This window comes from Chryseobacterium sp. L12, assembly GCF_056133985.1.
This window is the reverse complement of the sequence record NZ_JBVYOF010000001.1, coordinates 449035-468497: the sequence shown is the minus strand read 5'-3', so window position 1 is coordinate 468497 and position 19463 is coordinate 449035. Positions and strand designations below refer to the sequence as shown.

The window sequence follows — 19463 nt, the reverse complement described above, 5'->3', positions numbered from 1 at the left end:
GTTATATCAATTCTTCTTGTGTTACTATCTTTATGGCTTCACCAAATTTCTTTTTGAGATCAATATCTTTTATACTATCCGGAAATGCCATTGCTAATAGATATTTTGGTCTGGATAGGGCTACATATATTAATCTCCTCGTTTCATCAGGAAAAATATTTCCGCTGTTTGATATGTTTTCAAATAAGATGTTATCCTTATGCTTTCTTTCATTGAAGAAAACAAGAATTGAATCCAAGGTTTGACCTTTGACTTGGTGTATTGTTGTAATGGGAATATTAAAAGCAGAAAAAGACTTCTTGAAATGCTGGCTTACGGTTTCCAATAATGTAGTTTTTTCGAAGTATTTTGATTTTCTATTTCGTAAATTAAAGTCAACGTCATAATTAAGTTTCAATCTGTTTTTTAGAAAAAGCTGAGTTTCTGTTGTCCAGTCTTGTACAGTTTTGCTAAAATCAGGTAATTCATTTAAGATGGTAATCATTAAAGAATTAAAATGAGCATCAACACTCTTTTCTTTTTCAATTTCCTTTAGTATATGATAATCAGATGTATCAGTATAAATGAGCTGAATACTTATTGCTCGTATTTCTTTTATTGCATTTTTAATATCACCGCTGATGTAGAGATTTTTAGCATAAATGATATCTTTAGGTAGTTCTGTACCCCAAGGTCTTTGTTCTAGTTTTTTTCCCAGCAACGAATCTTTTAACGAATTTCCCCTAACTACAATACAGCTATTAAGGTGTTTCTTTGTTGAACAATAATCGTCATAATGTTTAATTATTAATTGGTGATTATTGCTTGAATATTTGTACACTTTAACAGAGTTATTTTGCTCCTCACAGTCAACACTATTAATTGCTAAGTCGTCTGAACGTCTAACTTTAGAAAAAACATCAATGATACTTTGAGGCGAACGTCTATTGTCGGTCAAGTCATAAGATTGCCAAGTTTGATCGCTTTCATATTTTCTTAAGAATTCATCAGGTTTTGCGTCTCTCCATTCATACAGGCTTTGATAAGGGTCTCCAATTAATTCAATGTTTTTCAGGCCTTGGTTCACCAATTCCTCAAATATGGCGTGCTGTATTAAAGAATTGTCCTGAGCCTCATCAATTATAACAAAAGGGAATCTTAGACTAAGCCATTGGCAAATTTTGGGGTTATTTCTTAATAAATGTAGTGCAATATATGCAGAGTCTCCAGTTGATATAAGACCTTTTGTAAATTGTCTATTTTTTATTAGCTGACAATACTTATTAAAATTCTCTCTATCTACTTTATCCAGAGATGGTTGATTGCCATTTATTGAAAATGTACCATCAGGCTCAATTCTTATTTCGCTCGGAGGATATAAATGAAAAATACTGCGATTATTTTTTGCTTTATATTCTGCGTTATTCAAAGGTCGTAACAAACCATCTAGTGTCTTTCCATTTTTTACGTAGGTCGTTTTCCACATGTCATCTAAGATATTTGTATGATCAAGTATCTTTGGTCTATTGAAATCACGATTAAGCAAATTATAAAAAGGAAGTGTAATAAATTTATTTATAAAACTATCAATGGTTGATACGTGGTTAGGAAACTGAAGTGATTTACCGCTTAGCTTTCTATATGCTTCATTAATTTCGTCTTTAGCAGAATTAGTGAACGATAAACAAGCTACACCAGAATGACCTCCGATTTCTTTTGAAGTTTCTAAATTTAAAATCTTCTTCGCAATAGTGGTTGTTTTTCCACTACCTGGGCAGGCACTTAGAATAACTTTCCCCCTAGCTTGTAGATAAGCTAATCTTTCCTCATTTTCAAAATACATTATAATCCGTTTTTTAAATGAGTTAATGCATTTAATATATACTTTGGAACCATAAATGATGCTTTTGCATCTTCCAAATTATCCAGCAAATGAATTGAGAAGTCCTGTGCAAATTCAGCTTTAGCGGGAAAAGTTTTCCATAGGAGAATTGCAACTTTCCTTCTTTGCTCATCTGTCATTAAATCTGTAGCAAATGTCGCCATATAAGCAACAATTTTAATGATTTTAGCACTTTCTACAAGGTCTAAATATTGTACTAAAAAGTTGCTTTTAAAATTTCTCCTATCATCATTTATGTTATGCAATGCAATTTCGTATTCTAATGTTTTGAATGACTCAAAGATTTGAATGTTATCTGCATTATTCTTTACAGAATTCAAGTTTTTTATTCTCGATACTGCATTACCTTTTTGAATAGAATCATCTAACAGATCGAGAATAGTGGTATCATTTATCAAACTATCAAAACTATATTCAGTTTTTTTCGAATCTGTAAATCTATCATCATCTGTGATGATGGAAATAGGTTTGTTAATTCTCTCTAATAGATTTGAATGATTAAAAAGATAGAGGAATGGATAGAAAGATGTTCCTTTTACGTTAACAATTTCGGTTCTGTAATCCTCCAATTTATAGTCCTCCAAAAGAGTAAACGCTGAAATCAATAGTTCTTCTGAAATACCTTCAATGAACAAAATTGATTTTGCAAATAAAAGTTGAGATTTGGTCACGTCTATATATCTCTGAAGCTTCTTCATTCTATTTTCCAAATCAGGATCTAACAATTCCTTATTTTTGGTGGTATCTTCGATTAATTTTTCAGACTCTCTATTTTGAAATTGTTTATCAAGTTTTGTCGCTTTGCCACAATCCAAAAGGATAAGATTCTTTAGGGGGACTTTTGAAGTTAAAGTCGGTGAATGAGTAGTTATAAATAGCTGACTATTTTCGGTAGCATTTGCATTGTTGAGAAAGTTATAAAGGCTTAGTTGCAATTGGGGATGCAGATGAGATTCAGGCTCTTCAATTAATAAGGCGAAATGAGGAAGACCATTATCTTTAATTTGCTCTTTTATATCACCAAGAACTACTGCTATGTATATCAGATTGTTTAACCCTAAACTATTTTGCCATAAATGAAATCCTTCATCCGTTAGGGTTGATCTATCATGTGGAAGATAGGGTTTAATAGCATTAACAATATATTCTGTTTTTGCTTCTTCAATTCTAACCCCAATTTTATTATCAATAACTTTCTTAAAAATACTTTCGAGATTTGTATTCACCCCGTCTCTGGTATTTTTTACCTCATCACGGCTCAACAATTGAGAATTAGCATCTTTAATAATTTGTTCAATTTCAGACTCAGACTTTTCTCTCTTTACAAATCGTCTTATAACTTTTCCAAGAATATTATTCCGAGTGCTCAGTAGATCTTTAGTACTATCTCTCAATGCCCCTAAATAGTAATGTTGAAAAAGTTCAAATGTTTTATAATCGGCTTTTTGCCCATCAATATTTCCTGTATTATATGAGAAGTTCGGATATTTCCCATCTTTCTCTTCGTAAGAAATCGATATTTTAGCATAATCTTCTTCGATTTTATTAGGATCGATTACCATATATTCATAAAAAGCTCCTTTTTGCGCTGTAGATAGCCCTTTGAAAACATATGTTATAGTAATGAGTGAAGACTTTTGAATAGTTTTGATTCCTCCGTTCTCTACTGTTTTTTGATGAAAGTCATCAGATGTAACAGAAATCTCTCTGATAGGCTCTCCAATATTATATAACAGACGTATAGCGTCAATGATTGCTGATTTTCCACACCCATTTTCACCAATAATTATATTTAATTTGGGGTCAAATTCTGTTTCAATTGCTTCGATTCCTTTGTAATTCTCAACTTTTATATAGGATAAATACATTTGCTTTTCTTGGTTAGAAATAAATAAACAAAGCTATAATGGTATGTATAGAATCAATTAAATTGAAAATAAGTTTTACAATCTCGTTGAGCAACAAACAATACTTCAAGCCTTTGGCTAATTTATAAAAAAAATGGTATTGTATAATAAATTGCTTTCAAAGTATTATTTCTAATCAAGCGACGTTCTTTTGCTTCTTTTCTTTGGTCGCAGATGTGAAAAGAAAAGAAGTCATTTCCAAAAACAACAAATGGGATAATGAATATCCCATGAAAAGAATGTCGCAACCTGTTTGGTAAAATGTAGAGAAAGGGAACTGCATAGCGGTGCATTTTAGTAAAGTGGTTGCACCTTTTTAAATGCGAAAAGGCGGTTCCGACCAAAGGAAGGATGCGTCTTTTCGCCGCCCGACCTTTTGGGGTCAGGCGACTTTCAGGGGTTGGGTGTGGAAATTTTTCAGATTAATGAAAAATCCCCTGTTTTCGGTCATTCCGTAGCGAAACATATTCCACAACAGCGAACAACCCATTTGAGCCAATGTTGCATTGATATACAAATCCTGTTTTTCTAAAGCTTCTGCCAAACTGCAACTTGGCGTATCGTCCGTTTGTTCGGACTGGTTTAGCAGTTCTCCAAATTCATCTGTAACCATTGGCAGGCTTGCCACCGTTTCATACTTTTCAGAGTCGGGTTGTTTGATACTTCCGATGGTAGATAGTAACACTTGCCCTGTATGTTGGCTGTTTCCAAAATCCAACCAATATTTTGGTTCATCACGGTTGGCTCTGCGTTGTTTACTCATTGCTTTGAGCATTTCTGCAATATCAAACCTTGTCTTTACATTATCCACACAAGTAATATAAATCGTAGCTTTCGCATTTTCGGGCAGTCCTCCTAAAGAATTGCGTTCAAACTTTTGGGTTTCTGCTTTCCAATTTGTTCCCATAAACCGATTAACACGGTTTATGAGTGCTACCGATTTGTACAAGCCTGTTTCACTCGGTGCAAATCGCTGTCTGCCTAAATTGGCTTCCGTGATAATATCATCATCCCACAAACGAACATGCAATCCTGCGTGTCCCAATTCTGTTAAACTGTGGTTCATTTCCATTAAGGCGGTCAGCACCTTTGAACCTGTGCCACCTGCACCAATCAAATTGACTTCAATCGGGTTAGTAGGGCTTATCAAATAGTTGTCCGTAAAATGAACGGCTGTTTTTACTGTTTCCATTACAATAGATTTTTAAGGGTTTTGTTATACGGTTTCAATACTTCTTTCGGAAAGGGTTTATCTGTATTGATAAGGTCTTTCCAAACTTTTACGCAATCGCCTTTTATGGGATTGTGTTTGCCCAATAAGTGGCTGAAATAACTATTGAAAAAGTAGTGTTCCCAAGCCTGTATAAATTCTTCCACCGAAGCCGATTTTTTAATATCAACGCTTACTGTACCCATACAAACTTTACCATCTTCGTAAATATTGAAAAACGGAGCGTAATGCAGTTTAGTCTTATCGTTCGGTCTTCTGTCACTCGAAAGGGAATAAACGGCAAGACTGTTTTTGCTTGCTTTCCAAAGCATTGGCGGTACAAAGGCTTTACCATTGGGAATTTTCAGACCGTCCACAAAAAACAACTTTCTTTGCTGTGCTTTGGTGTACCAGATTACCGTGGCTTTTTCTGCACTCGGATTAAGGTGCAAAATGTTTGTCGGTAAAATTCCGTTTGGTTTTAAAAAGGCTTTGTCCTTGTCTTTTTCGGTGCGAAGTGACTTTGCCAATATATTTGCTTCTCTCACGGTCAATGGGTGGGCATTGATTGGATTTCCGTTTTTATCCATATCAAAATGCTCTACATACACATCGGTTGTCCGTTCTTTGGTTTCGTAGAATACCAAAGCCGATTTGGGGTGGTATAATGTCCCGAAGTCCTGTGTTATATCGTTAATCGTTTCCATATTCTTGTGTTTAACATTGGTGTAAAATATCGCTTAGGTTGTGTAATAATTGAAATAACCTCTTTTCAAAACAAAGATTGTTGGCGGTTATATCCCTGCCGTCAAACTGTTTTAGTATAATGGGTTCTTCCATTTGTCCGTATTCCTGTATATCGGTGTTTACGGATTCTATCAAGGTTTCATTCAGCCAACCTTTATGGTCTGCGTAAAATGAAATGTACTTTTCCATTCCGATAACATTTTCCATATCGTCTCCAGATGCTTCTCCATTGAGTTTGGCATTGCGGAGTACATTTTCATTCGGATAGGTTTTATACAGGGAAAAGGCTTCTTTTGCTACGGTTAAACATTCCTTGTCAAAAACATTTCTTACTTTGAACTTTTCAATACGCTGTTCAAATACGGTCAGATTGATACGGTTATAAATCCGTTGTTCAATAAAATCACCGATAAATTCGGCTTGTTTGATTTCTGATAAATAAACTTCGGTTTCTTCGGTATAATCGTCCTGTTCAACCCAATCGTTCATCATTTCGTACATCCAATAGAGATAGCTTGCTTCCTGCCTGTAATACGGAATGTCGGCTATATGATACAGATAAGCACAAACAGACAATAATAAATGTGCGTTGGATTTTCTCTTTTTATCGTGCAAAAGGCGGTACAATGGCGAAACAGGAATGTAAAAAAGTGTTGCTCCTGTATTGTAGCGTTCTTCACTTACGAAATAGGTTTTCTTACTGTCCTGTACCAAACGGATTTCTTCCCAATCCAAAACCTTGCTCTTTAACTTTTCCTCTACATCAGTCATAGCCAATGCCATATTATAGGGATAGTCAAATTGTTTGGTCTGTGCAGGTTCAATATTGTAATGTTCTGCCAATTTGGAAAGGGACTGAAAAAAATCCCTTTCCGTTTTGTCTGATTTACTGCAAGCCTGTACGGTTTTCGTTTCTTTCAGTTTAGGCAGAAACGAACATTTTAGAAAACCATTGGCAACATCGCTGTTGGTACTGATTTGCGTTTGTCTTTCCGTACTTCGTTTGCATCCTTTGGCTTTTGCATCCAATTGGCGAACTCGTTTAACTGGCGGTGCAATTGTCTTTGTCGTTGCTGTTCGGGTATTGTAATCGTTCCCGATAGGATATGTCTGTGCATAGTTCATCGCTTTAAAATTTTGGTTTACCCTTTCGTTCCCATTACGCTCTCAAATCTGTACTCGACTGCATCGTCCTTTATCTGCGGTGCAGATGCTTTTGCGGTAGTCAGTATGGGGTACATATTGGCGTAAAAATTCATTACCGCTTCCACGCTCCAACGTGGTTCGGGGTCGGTCAGTCTGATGTCCTGTCCTTTATCTTTGAGTATAAAAACTCTTTCCAATTGCGTTGCTAATAACATAATGCTCGTTTTTAATGGTTAATACTCTGTTTCTTCTTCGTCCGTTTCATCAATGGGATAGTCGGATATAACTTCTTCTGCTTGTGGCAGTTCGGGTGCTGTTTCCTCAATTGTTCCAAAAAGGCTCGGTGTGGCGAATTTGTCTGACAATGATGTTTTGCGTTTGCGTATCTCGTCCGCTTTTTCGGGAAATTCGGTTATCTCGGGAACTTTCATCCACGCTTCACGGAATTTGCCCTCTTTTTCGAGTTCGTCAGCCTTTGCCATTCCGTCTTTAAATTTTTTGTCTTTGGCTTCTTTTTCCTTTTTGGCTTTCTCGGTCTTTTCTTTTTCCATTGCCGATTGCTTTTTGACTTCCTCCATTTGTTTTAAGAATTTTTCCATATCCACCATTACGCCCGAAACGGTTTTAACAGGTGCTTTTATCTGCTCAAAAAATCCCTCGTCAAATTCCTGCGGAGTGGCGTTAAACGTTAAGGGGGGAATTAGATTTTTGGCACTATCTCCACATTGTTCGTTGTTGAGCAATACCGATACGATAAGGTTGTTTTCTGCTCCTTTGGAAATGTTGAGTTGCAGTACCCCTGTAAAGTCCAAAGCTTGTATCTGATTGAAAAAATTGGTATTCATCGTTCTGAAATTTTAATTGTTAACTATTCGTTTTTTGATTGCTGTGAGTTTCTCGTGTATGTCCACCCAATAGGCTTTTTGTCGTTTGTCAAACTCCGAGAAACTTTTGTCCTCGTGGCTGTACCCTGTATTTCTTTTGGCTATTTTGATAGCTTCTTTTAAGTCGGTTATTTCAATTTCACAACCGTTCAAATCGGTTATATACATACCTCTGTAATTAATTGTGATAATGGAAATTCCTCTGACCAAAATTCTTCGCTCGTGTGCTTTCCGTAGGCTTTATACATTGCTGTTCCTGTCTTATATAGTACAAGCCTGTAACAGTCCAAGCGATTTTCGGGTACGGATAATGTTTGGAGTTCTTCTTTGTCAATATCCACGTATGCCATAGGCTTATTTTCAAGCCATTTGTATAAATCGGGGTTATCGTCTTCGTCAGCGGTATAAAAATCTACTGCCGTATCGTAATAGTTCAGTGATTGTAAAAAGTAATCTTCTTCAAACGGCTTAACCATTTCAAGCCTTTTTTGCTGCTCCTTTTTCCAATCTTCGGTAATGTGGACAATGGCAAAATTGCAATTGTCCCATTCGCTGTTGGTTCCTGCTTTGAGCAGTACGTATGCTGTTGGTTTATCTGATAATTTCATCGTTCTGAATGTTAGTGTTGGTAAATTGATTTTCGATTTTACGTTCCAATAAGGTTTCTAAAATTTCGTACTCGCTGTCGTAATCTTCGCCCTCAAAATGGTAGGTGTCAGTTTCTTCGTCAAACTCGAACTGTTCAAAATCTTCGTACTCCAAAAAAACATCTGTGAGTAGCTTGTCAGCAGATGTTGCCCTGCCACATACACAGTTACCCAATTCCAGATAGTCCTGTGTGAAATTCACGTTATAGTGTTCTGCTATCTTTTGTACTTCTACAATATTGGGCGACCATTTTGTTTCATATTGGAATACGCCTGTTACATCATCGTTTTGATAGATTTCAAAGAAATAACCACCGTTATGCTCCGAAACAAATTCGGGTAACTGTCCGCATTCTTCTTTCTGTTCCTTTTCAACCATTGATTTGAATAGCTGTTGTATCTGTTCGATTGCTTCGGGTTTGCCCTCGAAAACAACCGTATTACTGCACCAATTTGTCATAATCGTTTATTGTTTAAGGTTATGAATGTGATTTTTCAGCGGTATAAACGCCATTCACATAGTAGCCGAATGACTGCTCCCAAAGGCGTATTAAACCGTCCGTGTCTATGTAGAAATACTCTGTACGATTGCAGTAGATAATATGTACTGTTTCGTCCTTGTGCTTTTTTTTAAGGCTCTTGCCTTTAGCCAATTCTTTTGCTTCCTCTATGGTTTTTGCTTTCATATCCTGCTGTCTTGTATCGTTAAAAATTTCTACTATATCCACAATGGCACATTCGGGACAACCCTCTACGGTTGTTATCTGCTGTATTGCTCCCTGCTTTCCGCTTAGTGATATTACTCTTAGCATTGTTGTACCTGTGTCGTGCTTTAGCGTTGCTTCATATATCTCTATTGTCATAACTGTTGTTTATAGTAGGCTACCACCGATTAAGGCGGTAGCCTGTTGTTATTTAATTAAGGTTTAGGATTTCCGCACCGTCTGTTGCAAAGGCGGTACACAATTCAAATGCTTTCTGCGTTTTCTGTTGAGCCGTTCCACCTAATACAATGCTCTGCAACTTGGCTTCATCATCTTTGTAATTTCTTACGTTCTGATAGTAGCCTGTTACGGCATTATATGCCCCGAACAATGTACCTTTGGTCGTGTCCATTTGCTGTGTGTCGCTTATCATCGCATAGGTAAAAGCATTATCAACCACGTTTTTGAACACGGTGGAAATTTCATCTTCCGCACCTTTGTTGATTAGCTCTAAAGTTTCCTTGTTCGGGCAAAGTGCCAATTGGATTAGCTTTCTTACTTCTCGGTCTGATACTTTTACCTTTGTCCAATTGTTGAAAATGTTCTCTAATTGGTTACTCAACGTATTGGCAAGTCCCATAATCTTGTGAGCGTTCTCAATACGCTGTTTTGCTCCCGAAGTATGTTTGATACGGACTACATTGGTCATATTGCGTAACGAAGCGTTTAAGGTGTTTTGGCACACGATACGGATAGGTGTAAACGCTGCGGTAATACTTCCGCTACCATCGTGCGAAGTGGTTAGGAAAATGTACTTTTCCGTAACATCATCGCCATTGCCCACTCGGATATAATCGGGTAGTTTGGCTGTGATAAAAATGCGTTCTCCGTTACCCAATGCTCCTGCGGTTTCGTAGAGAATACCCTCGCCACCACCTACAATGGCATCAAAGAAATTAAAGGCTTCACGGTTCTGTACAATGTGGTAATCCTTACCGACTACGCCCAAAACTGCATTGTTATCAGTGCGTATGTTGGCGAAATAGTTAGGTACTTCCAATTCGCTACTGCCTATCTCGATGCCGTTGGCTGTTTCGATAATACCCGAACCTTTGGTAAACAGTGGGGATTTTATGACTTCGTAATCTAACCCTGCGTGTCGGATAGCTTCCTCACTCGTTGGGTATTGCTCCACGATTTGCCCTAAACCGTGCCACGCTTTTTGCTGTACTGAAAAGAAACTGTGCTTTCCTGTTTGCTCGTTGAAATTGATATTATGTGCCATTTTGATAAAATTTTGATGTTAAAAAATGATTGAATGTTCTTGATTAAAATGGGAGGTCGTCCTCTGTTCCCTGTGCTGTAAATCCGTTGTTTTCAGATTGTGCAGTAGCCTGTGCGGTTTCGGTTCTTTTGATACCTCCGTGAAACTTGATGTTTGAGGTATGGAAATTCAGACCTGCTTTCGGCTCTCCGTCTTTGCCTGTCCACGCTCTTGTGCTTACCCTGCCTGTGAGTTCTACCAAAGTGCCTTTGGTCAGTAGTGATGCTACCTTTGCAGACAGCCAATAGGCACAGTCGAAGTAGGTTGTTTGCTCAATGCGTTCGCCCTGTTTGTTCTTGTAGCTTTCGTTGGTCGCTACTGAAAAGTTTACTACTTGTTTGTCCTGTGACGTTGTGCGTACTTCCGCATCCCTTGTCAGTCTTCCGATGATGTTCATAATCGTTCCTGTTTTAAAAGTTTTACATTTTGTTACGTTCGCTTTTCTCGTTTCCTGCTTCCTGTTGTGGTTTGCTCCGCTTCGCTTCGCATAATTTTTTCCAAAAGAAAAACCGGAAAAAAGAAAGCAGACTATCAAGGCGGTCAAGAGGAAAAGCCAAAAGGAAACGGAATAATTGGAGGGTACCTTTAGGGAGGAAACCGTTTATGCCGTAGTCTTTTGGCTGGGATTGAGCTTGGGGTGACCGCCGTACTTTGGCTGCCTTTTTACCGGTTGATTATGGAAATATTCTGTCCTAAATTTTTGTTGTAATTGACCAGGCTATTAAAGCCTATAAGAGAGATTTGAAAAATGAAACTGAAAGGGAATGGATAAGGAGTTAGTTTTTCAATTTTCTATTTAGAAAACAGCCTTAAAAAGCTCTTTTATGAGAGAGGGAAACAAAACGCAGGGAGATAAATGTGCTTTGGCTGTAAAAAAGTACGGGCATAAAAAAAGCAGAACCTATAAAGTTCTGCTCTGTTAAAAGGAAGTGTAATAATCTAATCAGACGATTGCTAAAAATGCTTCTTCCATTTCTTGAAATTTCGGAGCCACCAAATCCATATCCTTACTGATTTTCTGGCTGGTTATTTTAGCATAAATCTGTGTGGTGGAAATGTTTTTGTGTCCCATCATTTTACTAAGGCTTTCAAGCGGTACGCCTTCGGTTAAGAACATCGTACCAAAAGTGTGTCTTGCCGTATGAAAGGTTACTTTCTGTTCTGTAATGATCTCCGCTGTTTCAATCAATTTACTGACGTGATTGTTACAGGTTACATTTGTAGGAACCGGGAAGATAATTTCGTTCCTCGTCGTACCTTGATATTTTTCAATGATACGTTTTGGGATTTCCATCAACCTAACATTGGACGCAATATCCGATTTCTTTCTCCTGCTGATGATCCATTGATGACCATCAAAGAATGATTGGATATTATTCCGAGTTAATTTCTTAATGTCTGCATAAGCAAGTCCGGTGAAACAACTAAAGATAAAGAGATCTTTTACAAGCTCATATCTTGGGTGTGACGGTACGCATTTCATCAGCTTCTCAACATCTTCTTTCAAAATGTAACCTCTGTCGGTTTCCTGCATATTTATCTCATAATCCTGAAAGGGATTATCACGTATCAAGCCTTTTTTGATAGCCAATTCAGCGAGACTTAACACCGGCATCGTGTAAACCCAAACTGTATTGTGAGAAGACTGTAAATCGTATCGGAGATAAAAATCAAATTCCCTGATAAACTCGGCAGTCAATTCCCGGAATGCCATATCATCACGATGATAACGTTCTTTAATAAAATTGGTAAGATGGTTGTAAACCGTGATATACTTGTTGTAAGTGCTTTGTGAACGTTCTTCTTTTTCGACCAATCTTTTAAAATCTTCGTTTTGATCGTTGAATACTTTTAGTATTGCATCATCCATCACACCGACACCAAGAAAAGAAAGCTTTACTTTCTGTGCGGTGGCAAAACCTTCATGTTTCTGCATGTCTTCGTATATCTTGTCGATACGACCACGTATGTTATCCAGTTTCTGGTTAATATTCAATGCAACGGCACTTTTACCCTCAACTCTTCCGTGTTTTAAATTCCAATTATTAGGGTTTATTTCTAACTTTGTCCCCAAAGTTTTCGGTGTTCCGTCAATGGTAATACGTGCCATAATTGGTGCGTTACCATTCTTTTTCAGTTCGTTCTTTTTCAAATAGAAAAGCAGTTTGAACGTCGATTTTTTTGTCTGCTCCATAACTCAAATGTTTAATGTTTAAAATTAACTTTCATTGAGTTACAAGGAAATGTAAAAAGAGGTGCAAAAGACTGAAATATAACAAGTTAATATATATCATTACCTTTATCAATCGGTAACGAATTAGTAACCTAACCTTGTCATTTTAAGCCCAAAACTTATCAGACACAGAGTTCCAAACTACGACTACTATTTTATAAAACATTGTATAGCAAAGGTTTTAATCGTTTTGCTTACTTTTGCTTTTTACTAATCTTTTTTAGGTAAAAAACATAAAAAGACACCAAAATGATGTCTTTTTATAATATTAAAATTTGTTGAAGAATGGTATTAATGCAGATCAATCAATGCATCTACATCAGATTCTCCGCCTGTTGTGCTTCCAAGCTGATTGTCTGCTGAAGGAGAATTCTGGCTTACTGAAGTTGGTGCGTGTACCAGCTTAATGTTTACTTTTCCTGTTGGAGTTGTGCTTACAACAGTCCATTGAGTTTTTAGCCCCAGTTTATTACCATCTGTTCTTGCAACATCATTAGCTGCTCTTTTTACGATAACATTTGCCCCTGAAAAACCAAATGTGATAAAATGCTCATCTTTCTCTTCCATAATTTCGCCATTTACACTGTCGTAATGGTCATCATGTTTTACCTGAAAATCCAGATCAACATTGAACACATCTCCTGCTTCTGCATGAATATGTTTATCAGCAACCCCACCGATATAACTAATCGTCTGTACATCTGTAGGATCATTTGCATTGGTTAATCTCACCACCATTTTTTCTATTTCATCATGATCATGAATATCTTCCGGAATGTCGGTAGAATCATTTCTACATGAGAAAACTAAAAGTGCTGCAAAAATTACCAGTGTAATGTTTAAGAATTTTTTCATTTTTTAAAATTTTAAAATATTAATAATTAAAAGTTGTATTTAAAAGTTATAATAAAGTTTCTGCCATTTTCAGGCATAAAAAACCGGAGTCTGTTGAGATACTCACGATATTCTGTATTGAAAATATTGTTGATTCTGAAATTGACATTAAAGTTTTTAGCCACATCTGCACCTACAGAAGCATTAAATACCGAGTAAGCAGGAGGAGGAGTACTCAAATCTAATTCTTCCCTGAAAAAAGTACCGTTATCTATAAAGTCAACCGTCTGATTTCTGATCGGAAAACGATTTTGCCTAAATACGCTTACATTCTCCAGTTGCAGATAGAAATTATTAGGAATATCGATTTTCCATTCTACTGAATTTCTGAGATTGGATGGCATCATTAGAATCAGGGGTTCGTTATTAGACAAATCATCTCCTTTCAATGCGCTGAATCCTGTATTCCATTTCAACCGATCAAGAATATTAAGTTGTGCATCTGCATCAATTCCAAAAATTCTGGCTTTAATCTGCTGATAACTCCAAATCGGAAAAACACCTCGGTTAGAATTCACAACCCCTGTAGGAATCTGATTGATAAAATTATCAGAGATCATTATATATGGAGATGCTTCAATACGAAGTCCCTTCAGTATATTAAAATTAGAAACTAAAGAGAGATTTGCCTGATAAAGCGTCTCTCTTTTAATTCTCATATCACCCTCTTCCACGATTGCTGCAGAGTGATGCAGTCCGTCTGCAAATAATTCTGCAGGATTGGGAGTTCTGTCGGCTCTTGATAAATTAAATTTAACTTCAACATTATCAAAAGGTTTATAATCTAACCCCAGATTAGCCGAAAAATTATGATAATCTAAAATAGGTCTTGCCAAAATTCTGCTGTCGCTTTTCTGAATGAAAAATTCAGGGAAGACCTTTGCAAATCTGTTATTCCAGTCAGATTCGTCGTAATATTTATAAGCGTCATATCTGCTGAAATCATATCTTACAGCTGCTTCAGCATTCAGTTTTGAATTAAATCTGTATTTAAAAACAGAAAAAGCACCTGCATCATAACGGTAATAATCGGGAATCAAACGTCTTGCTCTGGTTGCAGGATTGGGGTAATTATCCTGAAAAACTCCGGAAATACCACTTTCTAAACTCCAGTCTGTACGCTCAATAAGATGAACTAAACTCGCAGAATGAGTAATGAGTCGCAAATCCATAGAAGGCAGTGCATTCAAATCTCCTCTTCTGATATCAAATTCTTTTCTTTGATTTAATTGAAAGCTGTACTGAAAAGTCAGTTTTCCAAAATCTGCAAACCGTTTGTAAGCTGAAATTTTAGCAATATGATGCTCAACTTCCTGTTTCGGGCTTCCAATTTCGTAGCTGAAATCATCCAGAAAATAAGGCTGTCCCAAATTGATTGCTTTGTAAAAATCTGAAGGACTTCCCAAATGTGCACCTTTATATATTCCAAAATCCTGTCTGATTCCGCTATAAGAAACATCAAAACCCTGTAGAAAACTGTGATTTCCGAAAGAGAAATTAAAAGAATTAACTTCTGCACCCGTATTCTGCAAAATATGATGCGGAATGTACAAATCTCCCAGCTTCCTATAGCTTCCGCCTGCTTTTACAAACCATTGGTTTTTCCATGATTTTAAAAGATTAGCAGAAATTTCTCCTCCTCTTCCATTGGAAATTCCGGAAAGTTTTACGTTACCCATCAAAGTATCTTTTTTAGGAATAAGTGCAGGTTCTAAAATCACGATTCCTCCCACTCCTTCGTTACCATATTTCAGAGCAGATGCACCTTTGATGACATCAATATGTTCAAAATCATTCACATCCACATTGGGCGCGTGTTCTACTCCCCATTCCTGTTCCGCCATTTTCACTCCGTTATTTAAGATTGAAACACGGCTTCCGTATAAACCATGAATTACCGGCTTTGTAATATTATTTCCGGTTTTCAGAGCAGTAACTCCTGAGAGCTGCGACAGAAGATTTCCAAGATTTTCGGTAGAATTCCTTTCAATATCTGCTCTGTCAAGCGTTGTCATGATGACAGCACCTTTTGCTTTGTGAGTTCCGTGAATCGTTACGGTCTGAATTTCACCTACATGATGTTCCAGTCTTATAGCTAAATGCAAATCTCTGTCAACCCGTATATTTTCAGTATAGTCGTTGCATTCGGGATGTTTGGCAATAAGATCATAATTCCCAGCAGGAATTCCAGCCAGAGAAAACTGACCTTTTTTATCTGTTTTCGCAGAAAAATTTCCTATTCGGATTTCCGCATTTTCCAGCATTGTTTTATCATGAAAATCCTGTACACTTCCTTTTACGGTGTAGGTTTTCTGTGCATTGATATTTACCAGTTCCATAAGAACCAATAAAAAACTTAGTATAAATTTCATTGTAAATACATTGAGCTATATCATTGAATCTTTTATCAGTAAAAGATCAAAAATATCTGTCGTTAAAAATTTAGATTGGATTTTTATGTAATACTTAATATGAAACAATTCATTCCGGAATGCTTCAATTTTTGACTTACATCATTATAATAATTGCCGTGAATTATTCAAGTACATTAAAATAACCGATTATGACCGTTTTAATAGCTTCAAAGTGTTATTTCAAAGTAATCAATGATTTAAATCCTAAGATTTAAACAAAAAAATCCAAAAAGATAATTAAGAATTAAGAAATTGCGGGCGGACCGCGAAGCTGGAAAGAATATTTGGTTTGAGCCCAAATTTTTTCCTGAAGAATAAAAATCTGTTCTGTTTTCTCTGAATGCTGAATTGCTTTGAAAGTAAATTCTTCAGGCATAAGTGTGTTTCCGGTCGATATAAAATGACAGGCCAAACAGTCTCCTTTAGATTCTTTAGCATCAGATTTTGTAAGCGTGTTTTCTGACTTTTTAAGATTGAATGTTTTCAATGTATCAGAAAAGTCGTGCTCATGAAATGTCTGAGAAAACAGCGCAAAAAAGTATACACCAAACATCAGTCTGGAGATAAAATTTTTGAAATGTCTGCTTTTAGTACAAATCATAGTGCAAAGATAAGCAGAAAAATTATTCTTTGCTGTTATTTTTAATTGAATTATTAAACAAATCTAAAAACTTTTCTGTTAATTCTTTGTCGGTAAGTATGATTACAACAGTATTTGTATTATTATTGTTGTTATCTTTAAAGCTGTCTTTAATTTCGATGCTTTTGTCACTTTTGTACAGATCGGCTATTTCTACCCCTAAAATTTCTGCCAAATTAGGCACCAAACTGCTTTTTACTTCGGTAGCTTCCTCTTCCCACTTTGCGTACGTTCTTCTGTCTACATTAAGCAGATCGGCAATTTCTTTTTGCGTTTTGCCCTGGCTTTCCCTTAGTCTTCTGATGGTTGTTCCTACACTCATAGTCTGATTTTTCCACAAATGTAATAAATTTTATTTTGGGTAAACAGTTGCAGAAAAATGGTAAAATTTTGTACCGATACTTTTTTAAAACAAAAATATCTTAGCATCGTGATTAAAAAATATTAATTAATTTTAAAAACTTAAACAATTATGAAAAAGAAATTTTTGATTGGTGCTTTAGGATTAGCATCAGTGTTTGCAATGACTTCTGCTACAGATGAATATGCTGAAAATGCAAGAAGACCTATGTTTGGGAAGGTTGAAACTTATGTTTCTGACTGTACACCTTGTAGTACCAATCCAGATGGATCTCAAATGTGTATGTGCACACAACATTATACACAATATATTTTTTGGATAGGTTTTGAAGGAGAGAGCCGTGAATCTATGCCTTGTGGACAAAATCCAATATCTCCAGGACAATGGTAAGAAAAATATTATTGCGGAAAAGAGTTTATCTCTTTTCCGTATTATTCATCAGCAATTTATTTTTTTCTCAAAAAATTATACGGTTTTCCGACAACAAAGAGTTTGACTCTATTGTGATATTAGACAGTAACCAAAAAAAAAATCTTCAAAAAAACGAAATTATCACTTATCATTTTTCAGAAGACAGCAGAGTATTTCATGATAATCAGACATTTGAATATGTTATTAATAACGATACACTTACTTTTTTTGATCAGATTAAGGAAATAGATGAAGTAGTAATTGAAGATGGTAAAAAAATAAAAAAGCCAGTTAAAAATGAGCGAAAAATAAGCTCTATGGCATTAGTAGCTAATTGCAAGACAGCATTTTTAGTTAAATTAAAAGCTTCAGACAAAATTTTTATAAATTCAATTAATTTTACCGTTCAAGATAAGACAGATTTTGACAAAAACTTGGGAAAAATTAAAATTCAGATTTTAGAAAATAAAACCGATTTGCCAGATAATACTAATTTATTGATGGAATTTGAGAAAAACCTTTCCGAATTTGATTTAGATTTTAATAATTATCAACTGGCAAAAATGAAAATTAAATTTCCCCGAAAATTAAAATATCCTAAAAATGGTTTCTTTGTTATGATGGAATATATTGCTCCTAAGTCTAAATATTTAATGTTACGTGCTGGGAAAGAACATTTCTTTTGGTTTTATCCAAATGAAAACAAATGGAAATATATGAAAGAATATCCTTCATTTTATTATACTTTAGACATCATCAAATAAATCTTAAAACACAAATGAACCAGATATTAAAAACAATTGTCATATTTCCTCCTTTTTTAATTAACAATTTGTATTTTTTTCAGAAAATTACACGATTTTCTGACAACAAAGAGTTTGACTCAATTGTCATCGTGGATGGTGATAAAAAAAGTGTCATTCACAAAAACGACATTTTCAAATCCCATTTTCAAAAAAATAGCAAAGTACTATATAATAATAAACTATCAGATTTTGTTTTCGACAATGGTACTCTTACTTTTTTTGACAAAGTCGAAGAAATTGATGAAGTAGTAATTGATGAAGGAAATAAAAAGAAAGTAGATAATTTAAAGATTCATAAAAACCATAATAAAAAGGATGGAATAACTACATTATTATCTAACTGTAGAACCGCTTTTCCAATTAAATTTGATGCTAAGGATAATACATTCATAAAAGCTATAAATCTTACAGTATATGAAAGAAAAAACTTTGACAAAAATTTAGGTAAGCTTAAAATTCAAATTTTGGAAAATAAGGAAGATTTTCCTGATGATAATAATTTACTGATGGAGTTTGAGAAAAATCTTTCAGATTTTAACTTAAAATTCAATAATTACTTATTATCCAAAATAAAAATAGAGTTTCCAAAAAAATTAAAATATCCACAAAAGGGTATTTTTATAGTCATAGAATATGTTGCACCTAAGTCTGAATATATTTTTTTAATAGCTAATAAAAAAAACTTTTACTGGTGGTTTTTTCCAAAAGAAAACTCTTGGAAGCATACAACTGATATGAAAGAGTTTTACTACACTTTAGACATCATCAAATAAATCTTAAAACACAAATGAACCAGATATTAAAAACAATTCTCATCACATTGTTTTCCCTATTCGTTATAATAATTGTGATTATTAAAACTTTATCAAACAACAAATTTTCCATTAATATCACTAAAAACGATGGTATTATAAAAATCCCTATATCTAAGTACAGCTTTGGTGAAATTTCTTATAGAGATTCTGTTGCGTATGATTTCAGAATTATGAATGTTGGTGAAACTCCCGTTATACTGAGCAAAATTTCACCGTCTTGCAATTGCACTTCATTAGAATATAAAAACAATATTATACAACCCGCAGATTTTTTGACAATAAAAGCGAAATTTAAACCTACAAAAGAAGACATAGGGAAAAATAAAGTAACCGTTTTCGTGAAAGGAAATTTTGAACAGGAAAATTTAACGCTCACTTTAGAAGGTGATGTAACGGAATGAGCTAAAAAAAGATGAACTGTAAAAGTCCATCTTAATC

23 protein-coding genes are annotated in these 19463 nt (G+C 35.3%); 4 read left to right on the top strand and 19 right to left on the bottom strand.

The annotated features are described in order from the left end of the window. Position 1: 1 nt before the first annotated feature. The 19 genes from AC0NBN_RS02290 to AC0NBN_RS02200 all read right to left on the bottom strand — a co-directional run bounded on the left by AC0NBN_RS02290 (position 2) and on the right by AC0NBN_RS02200 (position 16954). The gene (locus AC0NBN_RS02290) at positions 2 to 1822 is read right to left on the bottom strand and encodes a UvrD-helicase domain-containing protein (protein ID WP_160811735.1); all 1821 of its coding nucleotides are present in this window, start codon (positions 1820 to 1822) and stop codon (positions 2 to 4) included. Continuing rightward, entirely contained in the window at positions 1822 to 3750 is a 1929-nt protein-coding gene (locus AC0NBN_RS02285; protein WP_059344612.1) for an ATP-dependent nuclease, read from the bottom strand. The genes AC0NBN_RS02290 and AC0NBN_RS02285 overlap by 1 nt, the downstream gene beginning before the upstream one ends. A gap of 175 nt (positions 3751 to 3925) precedes the next feature. Then, a complete protein-coding gene (locus tag AC0NBN_RS02280) occupies positions 3926 to 4072 on the bottom strand; it encodes a hypothetical protein (protein ID WP_160811736.1) in 147 nt (48 codons plus the stop codon). A gap of 99 nt (positions 4073 to 4171) precedes the next feature. Beyond that, positions 4172 to 4981, bottom strand: a complete 810-nt coding sequence (locus AC0NBN_RS02275; protein ID WP_034871430.1) for a PRTRC system ThiF family protein — start codon at positions 4979 to 4981, stop codon at positions 4172 to 4174. After that, positions 4981 to 5706 (bottom strand): PRTRC system protein B, encoded by a 726-nt coding sequence (locus tag AC0NBN_RS02270; RefSeq protein WP_034871431.1) that lies wholly within the window; start codon positions 5704 to 5706, stop codon positions 4981 to 4983. Before AC0NBN_RS02270 ends, AC0NBN_RS02275 begins: the two co-directional genes overlap by 1 nt. Positions 5707 to 5716: 10 nt before the next feature. After that, positions 5717 to 6871, bottom strand: a complete 1155-nt coding sequence (locus tag AC0NBN_RS02265; protein WP_088161972.1) for a hypothetical protein — start codon at positions 6869 to 6871, stop codon at positions 5717 to 5719. A 17-nt stretch (positions 6872 to 6888) separates the two neighbouring features. Further along, positions 6889 to 7107, bottom strand: coding sequence for a PRTRC system protein C (locus AC0NBN_RS02260; RefSeq protein ID WP_019976352.1), 219 nt, complete (start codon positions 7105 to 7107; stop codon positions 6889 to 6891). An 18-nt stretch (positions 7108 to 7125) separates the two neighbouring features. Further along, positions 7126 to 7737 carry a PRTRC system protein E gene (locus AC0NBN_RS02255; RefSeq protein ID WP_059344610.1) on the bottom strand — a complete coding sequence of 204 codons (612 nt, stop codon included), beginning with the start codon at positions 7735 to 7737 and terminating at the stop codon, positions 7126 to 7128. A 12-nt stretch (positions 7738 to 7749) separates the two neighbouring features. Continuing rightward, positions 7750 to 7944: a hypothetical protein gene (locus AC0NBN_RS02250; protein WP_034871434.1), complete on the bottom strand. Its 195-nt coding sequence runs from the start codon at positions 7942 to 7944 to the stop codon at positions 7750 to 7752. Then, positions 7935 to 8384 carry a hypothetical protein gene (locus tag AC0NBN_RS02245; RefSeq protein WP_034871435.1) on the bottom strand — a complete coding sequence of 150 codons (450 nt, stop codon included), beginning with the start codon at positions 8382 to 8384 and terminating at the stop codon, positions 7935 to 7937. Before AC0NBN_RS02245 ends, AC0NBN_RS02250 begins: the two co-directional genes overlap by 10 nt. Further along, complete coding sequence (locus AC0NBN_RS02240; RefSeq protein WP_034871436.1) at positions 8368 to 8883, bottom strand: DUF1281 family ferredoxin-like fold protein; 516 nt, start codon at positions 8881 to 8883, stop codon at positions 8368 to 8370. The genes AC0NBN_RS02245 and AC0NBN_RS02240 overlap by 17 nt, the downstream gene beginning before the upstream one ends. Positions 8884 to 8902: 19 nt before the next feature. Continuing rightward, the gene (locus tag AC0NBN_RS02235) at positions 8903 to 9286 is read right to left on the bottom strand and encodes a hypothetical protein (RefSeq protein WP_223200182.1); all 384 of its coding nucleotides are present in this window, start codon (positions 9284 to 9286) and stop codon (positions 8903 to 8905) included. A gap of 52 nt (positions 9287 to 9338) precedes the next feature. Continuing rightward, complete coding sequence (locus AC0NBN_RS02230; RefSeq protein WP_034871437.1) at positions 9339 to 10412, bottom strand: DUF932 domain-containing protein; 1074 nt, start codon at positions 10410 to 10412, stop codon at positions 9339 to 9341. 43 nt (positions 10413 to 10455) lie between these two features. Continuing rightward, complete coding sequence (locus AC0NBN_RS02225; protein ID WP_034871542.1) at positions 10456 to 10848, bottom strand: single-stranded DNA-binding protein; 393 nt, start codon at positions 10846 to 10848, stop codon at positions 10456 to 10458. Between the two features lie 546 nt (positions 10849 to 11394). Further along, positions 11395 to 12645, bottom strand: a complete 1251-nt coding sequence (locus AC0NBN_RS02220; protein ID WP_034871438.1) for a site-specific integrase — start codon at positions 12643 to 12645, stop codon at positions 11395 to 11397. A 330-nt stretch (positions 12646 to 12975) separates the two neighbouring features. Then, positions 12976 to 13539: a hypothetical protein gene (locus AC0NBN_RS02215; protein ID WP_143883835.1), complete on the bottom strand. Its 564-nt coding sequence runs from the start codon at positions 13537 to 13539 to the stop codon at positions 12976 to 12978. Positions 13540 to 13565: 26 nt separating this feature from the next. Further along, complete coding sequence (locus AC0NBN_RS02210) at positions 13566 to 15950, bottom strand: TonB-dependent receptor (protein ID WP_160811737.1); 2385 nt, start codon at positions 15948 to 15950, stop codon at positions 13566 to 13568. A gap of 286 nt (positions 15951 to 16236) precedes the next feature. Then, a complete protein-coding gene (locus AC0NBN_RS02205) occupies positions 16237 to 16593 on the bottom strand; it encodes a hypothetical protein (protein WP_160811738.1) in 357 nt (118 codons plus the stop codon). Positions 16594 to 16615: 22 nt separating this feature from the next. Further along, the gene (locus tag AC0NBN_RS02200) at positions 16616 to 16954 is read right to left on the bottom strand and encodes a helix-turn-helix domain-containing protein (protein WP_160811739.1); all 339 of its coding nucleotides are present in this window, start codon (positions 16952 to 16954) and stop codon (positions 16616 to 16618) included. A gap of 150 nt (positions 16955 to 17104) precedes the next feature. Between AC0NBN_RS02200 and AC0NBN_RS02195 the strand changes: the two genes are divergently transcribed. The 4 genes from AC0NBN_RS02195 to AC0NBN_RS02180 are packed head-to-tail and all read left to right on the top strand — an operon-like array spanning position 17105 to position 19426. Continuing rightward, on the top strand, positions 17105 to 17383 hold the full coding sequence (locus AC0NBN_RS02195; protein ID WP_160811740.1) for a hypothetical protein: 279 nt from the start codon (positions 17105 to 17107) through the stop codon (positions 17381 to 17383). After that, positions 17377 to 18168 carry a hypothetical protein gene (locus tag AC0NBN_RS02190; RefSeq protein WP_089743309.1) on the top strand — a complete coding sequence of 264 codons (792 nt, stop codon included), beginning with the start codon at positions 17377 to 17379 and terminating at the stop codon, positions 18166 to 18168. Before AC0NBN_RS02195 ends, AC0NBN_RS02190 begins: the two co-directional genes overlap by 7 nt. A 14-nt stretch (positions 18169 to 18182) precedes the next feature. After that, complete coding sequence (locus AC0NBN_RS02185) at positions 18183 to 18983, top strand: hypothetical protein (RefSeq protein WP_160811741.1); 801 nt, start codon at positions 18183 to 18185, stop codon at positions 18981 to 18983. A 14-nt stretch (positions 18984 to 18997) separates the two neighbouring features. Continuing rightward, positions 18998 to 19426: a DUF1573 domain-containing protein gene (locus AC0NBN_RS02180; protein WP_160811742.1), complete on the top strand. Its 429-nt coding sequence runs from the start codon at positions 18998 to 19000 to the stop codon at positions 19424 to 19426. Positions 19427 to 19463: the final 37 nt, after the last annotated feature.